Below are 14,018 nucleotides of genomic sequence, written 5' to 3'. Positions count from 1 at the left end.
CGGGCGCGACTGGTGACACGGGCGCGACCGGTGCGACGGGCGCGACCGGTGCGACCGGTGCGACGGGTGCCACGGGTGCTACCGGCGCTACGGGTGACACCGGCGCTACGGGTGACACCGGGGCGACTGGTGCCACGGGTGCTACCGGGGCTACGGGTGCCACCGGTGCGACTGGTTCGACCGGGGCTACGGGTCCGACGGGTGACACCGGGGCTACGGGTGACACGGGTGCTACCGGGGCGACTGGCGCGACCGGACCGACCGGGCCGACCGGGCCGACCGGACCGGCGGGGCTGCGGCCGGCGACGGTGCCAGGCTCACAGGTGGCGAACTCGCCGCTCATCGGATTCCACACGCCTCAAGGTGTGGCGGTGGATCCGAACACGGGCTACGTCTATGTGGTCAATTCCACGCAGCTTATTGGTGGTCACAACGATGTGACGGTCATCAATCCGTCGACTGGTGCGACCGTCGCCGACATCAACCTGGGCGGAACACCTACGCCGCAGTACGTCGCGGTCAGTGCCGATGGGCACGCCTACGTGACCACCGTGGCCGGTGGTCTGAAGGTGATCGACCCGGTTACTTTCGCCGTTCACACGGTGAGCATCCCGGGCGGTTCACAGATGGGCGTGGCGGTCGGCAACGACGGGCAGGTCTACGTTGTTTCGACCGGACAGGTGCACGTGTATGACCCGTCAGATTCAAGCGTGACGGCGATCACCGGAATCGGCGTGACACCGCAGTTCGTTGCGGTGGACCCCAATAACGGGATGGTCTATGTCACCAACGAGGGCAGCAACACGGTGTCGGTGATCAACCCCGTCAGCAACACGGTGACCAGCACGATCTCGGTGGGTGCGGGCAACGGAATTGAGGGGATCGCGGTTCAGTCGACCGGGGCGTACTCGGGGTATCTCTACGTCGCCGGCAACGCCTCGGGCCAGGTCTCGGTGATCAACCCGGACACCGGTGCGGTCGTCAAGACCATCACCGGCGTGCCAGCGGCCTTTGGCGTGGCGATTGCGCCGACAGGTACGCCGAACGCGGGCGCGATCTACGTCACGAGCGCCAACGCTGCGGGCACGGTGACGGTCATCGACCCGACCACCAACCAGTCAGTGGGCAGCTGGGATGCCACGCCGGGCGGCATCGTTCACAACGGAATCCCGCACGGCATCGCGGTATCACCGTTGACCGGCGCAATCTGGGTGGCGGCGAGCACCGGCACGAACACCGTCAATGCCACGCAGGCGGTATTTGGGTGGCAGGCGCCGTAACGAGGTTCGGAATCACCCGAGCCACATGGTCGCAAAGGCGGTGGGCGTCAGCGATTCGGTGGATGAGTGGCGGCGGGAACGGGCCTGCCTTCGTGGCGGCTGCACTATATTGAACCGACGCCCGCCGCCGGCTGGCGGTACGTGGAACCGAAACGGTGGATTTCTCGCTGGTGAGAAGGCGGTGGCAGGTTGAGTAGACGCGCACTGACTGCAGGATTGGACGGCAAGGCAAGCCCCGCCAAGCGGTGGATCACGATCGGGGCGGCTGCGGCAGCCGTCGTGCTCGCCGTCGCTGGGCTGTGGTGGTTCGCGGCGTCGCCGCGACTGATCAAGGGTGAGAAGCTTGCCGCGCTGCTGCTCGACAACAGCCAGATCAGCTCGGTGATGGGCGCGCAGATGACCGCCGGGGATGTCTCGACCGAGGCGATGACGAACCCGGGAGGCCTGTCGAAGGCCGGTTGCCTGGGAGCGCTCGTCGCCGCACAGGAGCTGACCTACACCGACAGCGGCTACACCGGCCTGCGCTGGAACGAGGCGCGGGACTCTGCTGAAAACATGGAGCACTACTTCGTTCAGTCGGTGGCGTCCTTCCCCGATGCCGGGCGGGCCGAGGCGTTCGTGGCCAACTCCGCGGCGCTGTGGCGGCTGTGTGCGGACCAGGAAGTGGTGACCGTCAAGGCGGAGCAACCTCCCATGACCTGGCGCCTGGCCGGCGTTGTCGGGGTGCCGCCGACGATCTCGATCGCCGAGAGCCGCCAAGACGTCAGGTGGACCTGCCAGCGTGCGCTGCGGGCGGAGGCCAACGTCGTCGTCGACGTCACCGCCTGCGCTCAGCAGATCACCGACCAGGGCCGCCGGCTCGGCGACCAGATCGCCGCGCGCGTCGCGAAGTAGGTCGCCGCTGCGGCGGTGAGCAAAGGCCTTACCCCGGAAACTGCACCCCGGTGAGCTGCTCGGACAACCTCCACAGCCCCGCGGCCGTGGAGCCGCGCTTGGCCAGCAGACTGCGGCCCACCGGCCCGCTGCGGCCGACGACCGCGAACCGCGGCCCGACGAAGGTGTTGCCGGACAGGTCCTGCGACGCCGCGTACAGGCTCTGGCGGGCCCCGAAGTCGGCGCTGGTGGCCAGCAGTCCGTTGCCGATGGTGCGCATCAGCACGTCGCCGAGGCGATTGCCGGTGTGGCCCTGCAGGTTGGTGTTCGAATAGCCCGGATGGGCGGCCAGGGCACGCACGGGTGAGCCCGCGTTGACCAGCCGGCGCTGCAGTTCGCTGGTGAACAGCAGATTGGCCAGTTTGGACTGGCCGTAGGCCAGCCACGCCGAATACCGGCGCGACTGCCAGTTCAGGTCTTTCAGGCTCACGTAGCCCATCCGGTGCATCAACGACGACACCGTCACGACCCGGTCGGTGAGCTTGGGCAGCAGCAGGTTGGTCAGCGCGAAATGCCCCAGGTGGTTGGTGCCGATCTGGCTTTCGAAACCGTCGGCCGTGGTGGCGAACGGCACCGCCATGATCCCGGCGTTGTTGATCAGCACGTCGACCTGTGCCGTCTCGTCGGCGAACCGGCGCACCGAGGACAGGTCCGCCAGATCCAGGGCGCGCACGGTCACTTCACCGGGCATGCCGGCCGCGGCGGTGAGCCCCTTGGCGGTGTCGCGGACGGCGAGGGTGACGTGCGCGCCGACGCGGGCCAACTCGCGTGCGGTGACAGCACCCAGCCCGCTGTTTGCGCCGGTGACGATGACGGAGCGGCCGGCGAACGACGGCAGATCGGTGGCGGTCCAGGAACTCATGGCTGACACTCTATGCGTGAAGCTATGGAGCGCTCTGGGATTGATCGTGGTGCTGCTGGCGGCGCTCGGTGGCTGCGGCGACCGGCAGTCGGCTCAACCGGGCGCCCCGACGTCCACCGGCTCCGCGACCGACGACGTGCGCCAGATCGCCAAAGAGGCCTACATCTACGGCTTCCCGATGGTCGACAACTACCGGATCCAGCACGCCTACTTCGTGGACTCCAACAATCCGGAGTACAAGGGTGGGTGGGACCAGACGCACAGCTCGGCGCGGGTGTACACGCCCGAGGACACCGCGGTGCAGACCCCCAACTCGGACACGCCCTACACCATGCTCGGCACCGACCTGCGGGCCGAGCCGCTGGTGCTGACGGTGCCGCAGATCGAGGAGGGCCGCTACTACTCGCTGCAGTTCGTCGACGCCTACACCGCCGACTACGCCTACCTGGGAAGCCGGGCCACCGGCAACGACGGCGGCAGGTATCTGCTGGCCGGGCCCGGCTGGAGCGGCGACAAGCCGGAGGGCATCGACGAGGTGATCCGGTCTGACACCGAGTTCGGGTCGGTCATCTACCGGACCCAGCTGTTCGGTGCCGAAGACATCGACAACGTCAAGGCGATCCAGAACGGCTACACCGTCGAACCGCTCTCGGCGTTCCTCAACCAGCCCGCGATCAGCGCCCCGCCGGTGGATTTCATCGCGCCGCTGACGGTCGAGACGCAGAAGACCTCACCGAAGTTCTTCGAGATCTTGAGCTTCGTCCTGAAGTACGCGCCGGTGCTGCCGGGGGAGGAGGGCCAGCGGGCCCGGTTCGCCTCCATCGGTATCGGAGCTGACGGTGACTTCGACGCCGACAAGCTGAGCCCCGAGACCCGAGCGGCGGTGGAGGCCGGGATGGCTGACGCCTGGGCGGAATTCGACGCCTTCAAGAAGGACAGGCTCGACACCGGGCAGGTGACGTCGGCGCAGCTGTTCGGCAACCGGGAATTCCTGGCCGGCAACTACCTCTACCGAATGGCCGGAGCGGTGCTGGGGATCTACGGCAACACCGCGGCCGAAGCCATCTACCCGGTGATCGCGGTGGACTCCGCCGGTGCCCCGCTCGACGGGTCCGGCAGCTACACCCTGCGGTTCGCGCCCGGGCAGCTGCCGCCGGTCAACGCGTTCTGGTCGCTGACCATGTACCAGATGCCGCAGAGCCTGCTGGTGGCCAACCCGATCAATCGGTACCTGATCAACTCACCGATGCTCGACGACCTGATCCGCGACCCCGACGGCGGCATCACCGTCTACGTGCAGAAAGAGTCCCCGGGTGCGGACAGGGAAGCCAACTGGCTGCCGGCCCCCGTTGGCCCGTTCCAGATGATCCTGCGGCTCTACTGGCCCAAGGAAGAGGCACTGGGCGGAGCCTGGACACCGCCGAAAGCCGTCAAGAGTTAGTTGCAGTTGTTGGCGTGCACCCAGCGCCCGTTGTAGCCCACGCAGGTGTTGACCGGCGGCGGTGGTGGAGGCGGCGGCGGGGGCACGTCCTCGGGCAGCGGGGCGTAGTAACTCGGTGGCGGTGCGACCGCGTCGGTGCATCCGCTGACGTAGACGCGCCGGCCCACGCCCACGCAGCCGTTGGCCTCGGCGGTGCCGGCCGGGGTGAACACGACCACGGCCCCGGGCGCGGTGGCCAACGTCAACGCGGCAGCGGCCCAGATCCGGCGTGACATCAGTGCCCCAGCAGGGGCTGGTCGGGCTGGGTCACTCCGCAGCGGGCGCGGAAGTCGGTGAGCGGCTGGCGGATTCCCAGCAGGTCGGTGTGGGCCTGCGGGTTGGCGTCGAAGTATGTGCGTACCGCGTTGGGCACCTGGTCGTCGGGCTGGTTGTGCAGGTCGGTGTAGAAGGCGTTGAGGTCGGGGTGCGCATAGAGGTACCCGGAGGTCTGCGCGGCGACGCTCGCGGCGATGTTGGCGAAATCGGCGGCGGTACAGCCGGGTGCCGGGTCGGCGACCGCCACGGCCGGCGCCCACAGGGCGGTGGCGGCGATGGACAGACCGGCCAGAAGCAGGTGTGAACGGTGGGCGAGGATCATCGCGGAACTCCCTTCAGCGGGTGCGTCGCACTGTAACAAGCCGGACCGCCCAAGGGGGGTCACTTGGCCGCGACGGTGAAGCCCTTCGTGATCGCGTCGACGGCGGCGGCCTGTCCGGGAGCGTCGTCTGCGGTCGCGGTGACCGACAGCTGCACCAGGTAACGCTGCTCGGCCGGTGCCGACCCCGTGGCGATCACCATCCGAAACCAGCTGTGCAGCCGCTGTCCGTCCAGGTCGTAGGTGCCCTGGACCATCGACGACGGGAAACCGTTGAAGTCCTCGTTGGAGGCATCCAGCAGCCGGAAGTTCTTGGAGAGTTGCGCGTCGGCGACGCCGTGTTTGATGGCTTCGTGGCCGTCGAAGTTCCCGGTGAGCTTGACCACGTTGAGGATCGCCCGGGGCAGTTTGTCGCCCTTGCCGATGACCTGTGTGGTCGCCGGCAGCATCTTGCTCTGCTTCTTGGTCCAGCCCGGGGGTGTCGGCATCGTCACGGTCAGGTCGGTCAGGTCCTTGGGGTCCACCGCTTCGGCGGCCACCCCCTGGTCCTCCAGGTAGCGTCCCACCGTCACCGGTGCCTGAGCTTCCTGCGACGTGGTCACGGTGGTGGAACCGTTGCTCCAAATCGACTGGTAGTCAGGAGTTTTGGAGCCGCACCCGGAAACCGCGCCGGCCAGCACGAACCCGGCCACCGCCACCCGGGCCAGTCGGGTCACAGGATCTCGCGGACCGCGTCAATCGGGCGGCCCAGCCGGGTGCCGTTCGCCGTCACCACGAACGGGCGCTGGATGAGGATCGGGTTCGCGGCCATCGCGTCGAGCAACTCGTCGTCGGAGGCGTCGGCCAGGTTCAACTCGGCGTAGACCGCCTCGCCGGTGCGGACCGCGTCGCGCACCCCGATCCCGGCATCGCTGATCATCTTCGCCAGTTCGTCGCGCGACGGCGGCGTCTTCAGGTATTCGATGACGGTCGGCTCGATACCGTTGTCGCGCAACAGGTCCAGCGTCTTGCGCGAAGTGGAGCAGCGCGGGTTGTGGTAGATGGTTCCGTCTGTCATGTCAGGCATCCCCGTCGAAAAGTCCGGTGACCGAACCGTTTTCGAATACGGCGCGGATCGTGCTGGCCAGCAGCGGGGCGATCGAGAGCACCGTCAGCTGGGGGAACTGCTTGTCCTGGGTGATCGGCAGGGTGTTGGTGACGATCACCTCGCTGGCGCCGCAGGCGGCCAGGCGCTCCGAAGCCGGTGCGGAGAGCACGCCGTGGGTGGCGGCGATCACCACGTCGATGGCACCGGCCTCACGCAGCAGGCCCACCGCTCCGGCGATGGTGCCGCCGGTGTCGATCATGTCGTCGGTGATCACGCAGGTCTTCCCCTGCACCTCGCCGACCACCCGATTGGCCTTGACCTGGTTGGGCACCCGCGGATCACGGGTCTTGTGGATGAATGCCAGCGGCACGCCGCCCAGCGAGTCGGCCCACTTCTCGGCGACCCGCACCCGGCCGGAGTCGGGCGAGACCACCACGACGTCCTTGCCGTTGTTGAGGTAGTTGTCGCGGATGTAGCCGCACAGCAGCGGCTGGGCGCGCATGTGGTCGACCGGGCCGTCGAAGAAACCCTGGATCTGATCGGTGTGCAGATCAACCGTCACGATCCGGTCGGCACCGGCGGTCTTGAGCAGGTCGGCGACCAGGCGAGCCGAAATGGGTTCGCGGCCGCGGTGCTTCTTGTCCTGGCGGGCGTAGGGGTAGAACGGCAGGATGGCGGTGATCCGCTTGGCGCTGCCCCGCTTGAGGGCGTCGATCATGATCAGCTGTTCCATCAGCCACTGGTTCAGCGGCGCGGAGTGGGACTGCAGCACGAAGGCGTCGCAGCCGCGCACCGACTCGTCGAAGCGCACGAAGATCTCGCCGTTGGCAAAGTCGCGCGCGGTCTGCGCGGTGACCGCGACGTCCAGCTCCTTGGCGACCTGCTCGGCCAGCTCAGGATGCGCGCGACCTGAGAAGAGCATCAGGTTCTTGCGGTTGTCTGTCCACTCGTGGCTCACGTGCTGCCCTCGCTGTTGGAGATCTCGGAAAATGGTCGAGTTAACTCGGGCCTCATGGTACGGAGTCTGGTTGATCTCCGGTCGCCTGGGAGGCAGCCTGTGCGGCGGCGCTGCCCGGCCGCTTGCGCTGCACCCAGTTCTCGATGTTGCGCTGCGGGCCGGCCGAGATCGCCAGCGCACCCGGCGGCACGTCGTCGCGTACCACCGTCCCGGCGCCGGTGTAGGCCCCGTCGCCGATGGTGACCGGCGCGACGAACATGGTGTCGGACCCGGTGCGCACGTGTGAGCCGATGGTGGTTCGTCGCTTGGTCTGGCCGTCGTAGTTGACGAACACGCTGGACGCGCCGATGTTGGAGTGTTCGCCGATGTCGGCGTCACCGACGTAGGTCAGGTGCGGAACCTTGGTGCCGGTGCCGATGGTGGAGTTCTTGGTCTCGACGAACGCGCCCAGCTTGCCGTCGGCGCCGAGCGCGGTGCCCGGACGCAGGTAGCTGAACGGCCCGACCGTGGCACCCCCTCCGACCGACGACGAGGTGGCGTGGCTGCGGATCACCGAGGCGCCGTCACCCACGGTGACGTCGGTCAGGGTGCTGTCCGGTCCGATCTGGCAGTGCGCGCCGATCGCGGTGTCGCCCAGCAGCTGGGTTCCCGGCGCGACGGTGGTGTCACGCCCGATGCGCACGTCCACGTCGATCCAGGTGCTGGTGGGGTCGACGATCGTGACTCCGGCCCGCTGGTGGGCGGCCACCAGGCGGCGGTTGAGCACGGCGGCCAGCTCGGCCAGCTGCACCCGGTCGTTGACGCCGGCCACCAGCGCCGAATCGTCGACGTGGCGGGCGTGCACCACCTGGCCGTCGCCGCGGACGATGCCGATCACGTCGGTCAGGTACAGCTCATGCTGGGCGTTGTCCGAGCCGAGACGGCTCAACGCGGAGCGCAGCGGGGCGATGTCGAAGGCGTACACGCCGGCGTTGACCTCGCGGATCTCGCGCTGCGAGGCGGTGGCGTCGGCCTGCTCGACGATCGCGGTCACCTCACCGTCCTGGGTGTGCAGGATGCGTCCGTAGCCCGTCGGGTCGGCCAGCGTGGTTGTCAGCACGGTGACCGCGGCCGGGGCGGTGCGGTGGGTGTCGACCAGCGCCTCCAGCGTGGTGGTGTCCAGCAGCGGGATGTCGCCCGAGGTCACCACGACGGTGCCGTCGAAGTCGTCGGGCAGCGCCGACAGGCCGCACACCACCGCGTGCCCGGTGCCGAACTGCTGCTCCTGCAGGGCGATGTCGATGCGGCAGTCCAAGGCCTGGGCCAGCTCCGCCACCGGCCCGGCGATCTGTTCGTGGGCGTGGCCCAGCACGACCACCAGGTGGCTGGGGCTGATCCCGGCGGCGGCGCGCACGCAGTGCGACAGCATGGAACGCCCGCCGAGGGCGTGCAGCACCTTGGGTGTGTCCGAGACCATCCGGGTTCCGGCGCCGGCCGCCAGAATCACGACCGCGGTCTCGTGTTGGCCTGTCACCCGATCTCTTCTCCGTGTGCTCCGTCGCCAGGACTCGAACCTGAACTATCTGAACCAAAATCAGAGGTGCTGCCGATTACACCACGACGGATCGATGCTCGGGGAGTGACTCTAGTCGAAACGACTACGCTGTTCGGCGTGGCTGGTCTGGACAAGGATGGCCGGGCGCCTCGAGCCCGGATGACCGGCAGCGAGCGTCGGCACCAACTCATCGACGTTGCCCGCACGCTGTTCGCCGAGCGCGGGTACGAGGGCACCTCCATCGAGGAGATCGCGCAGCGCGCCAACGTGTCCAAACCCGTGGTGTACGAGCATTTCGGCGGCAAGGAAGGGCTCTACGCCGTGGTGGTCGACCGGGAGATGTCGGCGTTGCTGGACGGCATCACCACCTCGCTGACCAAGTCGACCAACAACCAGTCCCGGCTGCGGGTCGAGCGCGTCGCGTTGGCGCTGCTGACCTACGTCGACGAGCACACCGACGGATTCCGGATCCTGATCCGCGACTCCCCGGCCTCGATCAGTTCCGGCACCTATTCCACCCTGCTAAACGACGCGATCGGCCAGGTGTCGTCGATTCTGGCCGGTGACTTCGCCAAGCGCGGCCTGGACCCGGAGACCGCGCCGCTGTACGCCCAGGCGCTGGTCGGTTCGGTGTCGATGACGGCCCAGTGGTGGCTGGACGTGCGTGAGCCCAAGAAGGAAGTGGTGGCCGCGCATCTGGTGAACCTCTGCTGGAACGGGTTGACGCACCTGGAGTCCGACCCGACTCTGCACGACGTATGAGCCATCCCGTCACCCCGATCGCCGGGCTCGTCGAACTGGCGCTGACGGCGCCGGCGTTCGCCGAACTCATCGACCGCGCCGGGCAGCGGCCCGCCGAACTGAACCTGGTGGGCCCGGCCGCGGCCCGGCCGTTCGTGGCGGCGGCGCTGGCCCGCCACAGCCCGCTGCTGGTGGTCACCGCCACCGGGCACGACGCCGACGACCTGGCTGCCGAGCTGCGCGGTGCCTACGGCGACACGGTGGCGCTGTTCCCGTCCTGGGAGACGCTGCCGCACGAACGGCTGTCCCCGGGTGTCGACACCGTCGGCGCCCGGATGCTGCTGCTGCGACGGCTGGCCCATCCCGACGACGCTCGGCTGGGCCCGCCTCTGCAGGTGGTGGTGACCACCGCGCGGTCGTTGTTGCAGCCGATGACCCCGCAGCTCGACGCCATCGAGCCGGTGATCCTGGCCGTCGGCGACGAGACGCCCTTCGAGGCGGTGATCGCCCGGCTGGTCGAGCTGGCCTACACCCGGGTCGACCTGGTGGGCAGGCGCGGCGAGTTCGCGGTGCGCGGCGGAATCCTCGACGTCTTCCCGCCCACCGCCGAACACCCGGTGCGCGTCGAGTTCTGGGGCGACGAGGTCACCGAGATACGGCCGTTCTCGGTGGCCGACCAGCGTTCCATCCCCGAGATCGAGGCCGGTGCCGTGGTCGCGGTGCCGTGCCGGGAGCTGCTGCTCACCGAGGATGTCCGCGACCGGGCCGCGCAGCTCGCCGGGGCGCACCCGTCCACCGGCAACGCTGTGACAGGCGGGGTCGGCGACATGCTGGCCAAGCTCGCCGAGGGCATCCCGGTCGACGGCATGGAGGCACTCGGCCCGGTGCTGCGGCCCGGCCCGCAGGCGCTGTTGACCGATCAGCTCGGCGCCGGCACCCCGGTGCTGGTCTGCGACCCGGAGAAGGTTCGCGCCCGTGCGGTCGACCTGATCAAGACCGGCCGCGAGTTCTTGGAGGCGTCCTGGTCGGTCGCGGCCATCGGCGGGGACGCCCCGATCGACATCGAGCAGCTGAACGGCTCGGGATTCCGCGAGCTGCAAGAGGTGCGCGCGGCGGCATTGGCGGCTGGGCATCCGTGGTGGACGCTGAGCCAGCTGCCCGACCCGGACGCGACCGAACTCGACGTGCGGGCGTCGCCGTCGGCGCGCGGAGTGCAGGGAAATATCGCCGGAGTTGAGGCGATCTTCGCCATGCTGCGGGCACACACCGTCACCGGCGGCTGCGCAGCGATCGTGGCCCCCGGCGTCGGCACCGCGCGGCGGATCGTGGAGCAGTTGGGCGAATCCGACACCGCCGCAACCCTGTTGGAGCCGGGCGCGGCGCCACAGCCCGGGGTGGTCGGGGTGCTGGCCGGGCCGCTGCACGACGGCCTGGTCATCCCCGGCGCCAATCTGGTGGTGGTCACCGAGACCGACCTGACCGGCAACCGGGTCGCCGGCCCGGAGGGCAAACGACTGGCGGCCAAGCGCCGCAACGCCGTCGACCCGCTGGCACTGACGGCCGGCGACTTGGTGGTGCACGACCAGCACGGCATCGGCAAGTTCGTCGAGATGACCGAGCGCACCGTCGGTGGGGCGCGGCGCGAATATCTGGTACTGGAATACGCATCGGGCAAGCGCGGCGCGAACGGTACCGACAAGCTGTACGTGCCGATGGATTCGCTGGATCAGCTGTCCCGCTACGTCGGCGGCCAGGCCCCGGCGCTGAGCAGACTCGGTGGCAGCGACTGGAGCCAGACCAAGACCAAGGCGCGCAAGGCGGTTCGTGAGATCGCCGACGAACTCGTTGCGCTCTACGCCAAACGTCAGGCCGCGCCGGGGCACGCGTTCGGCCCGGACACCCCGTGGCAGGCCGAGATGGAGGACGCGTTCGGGTTCACCGAGACCGTGGACCAGCTCACCGCGATCGGCGAGGTCAAGTCCGACATGGAAAAGCCGGTCCCGATGGACCGGGTGATCTGCGGCGACGTCGGCTACGGCAAGACCGAGATCGCGGTGCGCGCGGCGTTCAAAGCCGTGCAGGACGGCAAGCAGGTCGCGGTGCTGGTGCCCACCACTCTGCTGGCCGATCAGCACCTGCAGACGTTCAGTACCCGGATGGCCGGATTCCCGGTCACCGTCAAGGGCCTTTCCCGCTTCACCGACCCGGCCGAGTCCAAGGCGGTGATCGCCGGGCTGGCCGACGGCTCCGTCGACGTGGTGATCGGCACCCACCGGCTGCTGCAGACCGGGGTGGCGTGGAAGGACCTCGGCCTGGTGATCGTCGACGAGGAGCAGCGATTCGGCGTCGAACACAAGGAACACATCAAGGCGCTGCGCACCCACGTCGACGTGCTGACCATGAGTGCCACGCCGATCCCGCGGACCCTGGAGATGAGCCTGGCCGGCATCCGGGAGATGTCGACGATCCTCACCCCGCCCGAAGACCGCTATCCCGTGCTGACCTACGTCGGCGGCCAGGACGACAAGCAGATCGCGGCCGCACTGCGCCGGGAGCTGCTGCGCGACGGGCAGGTCTTCTACGTGCACAACCGGGTCAGCTCCATCGACGCCGCCGCCGCCCGGGTGCGGGCGCTGGTGCCCGAGGCCCGGGTGGTCGTAGCGCACGGCCAGATGCCCGAGGAGATGCTCGAGACCACCGTGGCGGGCTTCTGGAACCGGGAGTACGACATCCTGGTGTGCACCACGATCATCGAGACCGGCCTGGACATCTCCAACGCCAACACCCTGATCGTCGAGCGCGCCGACACCTTCGGGCTCTCCCAGCTGCACCAGCTTCGGGGCCGGGTGGGACGCAGCCGGGAACGCGGCTACGCCTACTTCCTGTATCCGCGGGACGCGCCGCTGACCGAGACCGCCCACGACCGGCTGGCCACCATCGCCCAGAACAACGAGTTGGGTGCCGGCATGGCGGTGGCGATGAAGGACCTGGAGATCCGCGGCGCCGGCAACGTGCTCGGGGTGGAGCAGTCCGGGCACGTGGCCGGGGTGGGCTTCGACCTGTACGTGCGGCTGGTGGGTGAGGCCGTCGAGGCCTACCGCTCGGCGTTCAACCTTGCTGAAGGCGAGACCATCACCACCGAAGAGGTCCGCGACGTCCGGATCGACCTGCCGGTCGACGCCCACCTGCCGCCGGAGTACATCAACTCCGACCGGCTGCGGCTGGAGGGCTACCGCCGGCTGGCCGCCGCCACCGGTGACGGCGAGATCGCCGCGGTTGTCGAGGAACTGAACGACCGCTATGGTCCGCTGCCCGAACCGGCGGTCCGGCTGGTCGCGGTGGCCCGGCTGCGGCTGCTGTGCCGGGCGGTAGGGATCACCGAGGTTTCGGGGGCGTCGGCGACGACGCTGCGGCTGTCGCCGATGACGCTGCCGGACTCCGCGCAGATCCGGCTCAAGCGGCTGCACCCGTCCGCGAGCTACCGCGCCACCACCGCCACCGTGCAGGTCCCGATACCCCGTTCTGGAGGGGCGGGAGCGCCTGTCGGCTCGCCGCGCATCCGCGATATCGAGCTGGTGCAGATGGTGGCCGACCTGGTCAATGCTCTCGACGGCAAGCCCGCAGGCCATGTCGACGTGACGGCCCGATGACCGTCGTCCTGGTCGACCCCCGCCGGCCGACGCTGATCCCGGTGGAAGCGTGCGCGCTGCTATGCGGCGACATCGTCTACACCGAGGAACTGCCGATCGCGGTGCCGTGGTCGCTGCCGGCCGCCCAGTCGGTGCTGTCCGGCGCCGAGGCGGCGGTGCTGCTGTCCTCGGACCGCAACCATCCCGCCGTCGTGGCTCGCCTGGCGGCCGGCGAGGCGCTGATCGCGGCACCCGAGGCACCGGCGGGGGAGCGGCTGATCGACGCGGTCGCGATCATGGACCGGTTGCGCGCGGACGGCCCGTGGGAGGGCGAACAGACCCACGACTCGCTGCGGAAGTTCCTGCTGGAGGAGACCTACGAGCTGTTCGACGCGGTGCGCGGCGGTGACGCCGATGACCTGCGTGACGAACTCGGCGATGTGCTGCTGCAGGTGCTGTTCCACGCCCGCATCGCCGAAGAGGCTCTTGACCATCCGTTCGGCATCGACGACGTCGCCGAGGCCCTGTTGCGCAAGCTGGCCCACCGGGTGCCCGCGGTGCTGGCCGGTGAGGAGATCTCGCGCGAGGACCAGGTGGCGCAGTGGCATGACCGAAAAGCCTTGGAGGTCAAGGCCAGGGACTCGATCATGGACGACCTTCCGACCGCTCAGCCGGCGTTGGCGTTGGCGAGCAAGGTGTTGCAGCGCCTCGCCCGCGCCGGCGTTCCGGCGGATCTGATCCCCAGCGCCGTCACCAGCGTGACCGTCACCGCCGATTCTGATGCGGAAAATGATTTGCGCACAACGGTTTTGGATCTGATGGACACCGTCCGTGTGGTGGAGAAGGCGATCGCCGGGGAGCTCGGTGAGCAGCAGTGGCGCGCCCACTGGCCGCTGCCGTAGTCCTACCCCGGTCGTCA

13 protein-coding genes and 1 tRNA gene are annotated in these 14,018 nt (G+C 68.9%); 6 read left to right on the top strand and 8 right to left on the bottom strand.

Annotation, left to right across the window (positions count from 1 at the left end):
• The first annotated feature begins 371 nt into the window (after positions 1–371).
• Positions 372–1,280: a Vgb family protein gene (locus K6T84_RS01570; protein ID WP_225401583.1), complete on the top strand. Its 909-nt coding sequence runs from the start codon at positions 372–374 to the stop codon at positions 1,278–1,280.
• A gap of 189 nt (positions 1,281–1,469) precedes the next feature.
• Positions 1,470–2,174, top strand: coding sequence for a sensor domain-containing protein (locus tag K6T84_RS01565; protein WP_225398753.1), 705 nt, complete (start codon positions 1,470–1,472; stop codon positions 2,172–2,174).
• A 28-nt stretch (positions 2,175–2,202) separates the two neighbouring features.
• Here K6T84_RS01565 and K6T84_RS01560 read toward each other — a convergent pair whose 3' ends face one another.
• The gene (locus tag K6T84_RS01560) at positions 2,203–3,075 is read right to left on the bottom strand and encodes an oxidoreductase (protein WP_225398754.1); all 873 of its coding nucleotides are present in this window, start codon (positions 3,073–3,075) and stop codon (positions 2,203–2,205) included.
• 16 nt (positions 3,076–3,091) lie between these two features.
• On the opposite strand from K6T84_RS01560, the gene K6T84_RS01555 reads away from it, so the two are divergent.
• Complete coding sequence (locus tag K6T84_RS01555) at positions 3,092–4,516, top strand: DUF1254 domain-containing protein (RefSeq protein WP_225401584.1); 1,425 nt, start codon at positions 3,092–3,094, stop codon at positions 4,514–4,516.
• Here K6T84_RS01555 and K6T84_RS01550 read toward each other — a convergent pair.
• The 7 genes from K6T84_RS01550 to K6T84_RS01520 form a co-directional block, all read right to left on the bottom strand.
• Positions 4,513–4,791: a hypothetical protein gene (locus K6T84_RS01550; protein ID WP_225401585.1), complete on the bottom strand. Its 279-nt coding sequence runs from the start codon at positions 4,789–4,791 to the stop codon at positions 4,513–4,515. The genes K6T84_RS01555 and K6T84_RS01550 overlap by 4 nt on opposite strands.
• Positions 4,791–5,153, bottom strand: a complete 363-nt coding sequence (locus K6T84_RS01545; protein WP_225401586.1) for a heme-binding protein — start codon at positions 5,151–5,153, stop codon at positions 4,791–4,793. The genes K6T84_RS01550 and K6T84_RS01545 overlap by 1 nt, the downstream gene beginning before the upstream one ends.
• A gap of 59 nt (positions 5,154–5,212) precedes the next feature.
• Positions 5,213–5,866, bottom strand: a complete 654-nt coding sequence (locus K6T84_RS01540) for an LpqN/LpqT family lipoprotein (protein ID WP_225401587.1) — start codon at positions 5,864–5,866, stop codon at positions 5,213–5,215.
• Positions 5,863–6,207, bottom strand: a complete 345-nt coding sequence (gene arsC, locus K6T84_RS01535) for an arsenate reductase (glutaredoxin) (protein WP_225401588.1) — start codon at positions 6,205–6,207, stop codon at positions 5,863–5,865. The genes K6T84_RS01540 and arsC overlap by 4 nt, the downstream gene beginning before the upstream one ends.
• Before the next feature lies 1 nt (position 6,208).
• The gene (locus tag K6T84_RS01530; RefSeq protein ID WP_225401589.1) at positions 6,209–7,195 is read right to left on the bottom strand and encodes a ribose-phosphate diphosphokinase; all 987 of its coding nucleotides are present in this window, start codon (positions 7,193–7,195) and stop codon (positions 6,209–6,211) included.
• 52 nt (positions 7,196–7,247) lie between these two features.
• Complete coding sequence (gene glmU, locus K6T84_RS01525; RefSeq protein ID WP_225401590.1) at positions 7,248–8,708, bottom strand: bifunctional UDP-N-acetylglucosamine diphosphorylase/glucosamine-1-phosphate N-acetyltransferase GlmU; 1,461 nt, start codon at positions 8,706–8,708, stop codon at positions 7,248–7,250.
• A 19-nt stretch (positions 8,709–8,727) separates the two neighbouring features.
• Positions 8,728–8,799, bottom strand: a tRNA-Gln gene (locus K6T84_RS01520).
• A gap of 89 nt (positions 8,800–8,888) precedes the next feature.
• On the opposite strand from K6T84_RS01520, the gene K6T84_RS01515 reads away from it, so the two are divergent.
• Genes K6T84_RS01515 through K6T84_RS01505 form a run of 3 tightly spaced genes read left to right on the top strand, consistent with a single transcriptional unit; the run spans position 8,889 to position 14,001 of the window.
• Positions 8,889–9,491 carry a TetR/AcrR family transcriptional regulator gene (locus tag K6T84_RS01515; RefSeq protein ID WP_225401976.1) on the top strand — a complete coding sequence of 201 codons (603 nt, stop codon included), beginning with the start codon at positions 8,889–8,891 and terminating at the stop codon, positions 9,489–9,491.
• Positions 9,488–13,120: a transcription-repair coupling factor gene (gene mfd / locus K6T84_RS01510; protein ID WP_225401591.1), complete on the top strand. Its 3,633-nt coding sequence runs from the start codon at positions 9,488–9,490 to the stop codon at positions 13,118–13,120. The genes K6T84_RS01515 and mfd overlap by 4 nt, the downstream gene beginning before the upstream one ends.
• Positions 13,117–14,001, top strand: a complete 885-nt coding sequence (locus K6T84_RS01505) for a nucleoside triphosphate pyrophosphohydrolase (RefSeq protein ID WP_224864743.1) — start codon at positions 13,117–13,119, stop codon at positions 13,999–14,001. The genes mfd and K6T84_RS01505 overlap by 4 nt, the downstream gene beginning before the upstream one ends.
• Positions 14,002–14,018 lie beyond the last annotated feature (17 nt).

Origin of the sequence: Mycobacterium zoologicum (assembly GCF_020181635.2) — a bacterium.
In the GTDB taxonomy this organism is placed as follows: Bacteria; Actinomycetota; Actinomycetes; order Mycobacteriales; family Mycobacteriaceae; genus Mycobacterium; species Mycobacterium zoologicum.
Note: the sequence above shows the minus strand (reverse complement) of the source record. Positions and strands in the feature narration are given on the sequence as shown.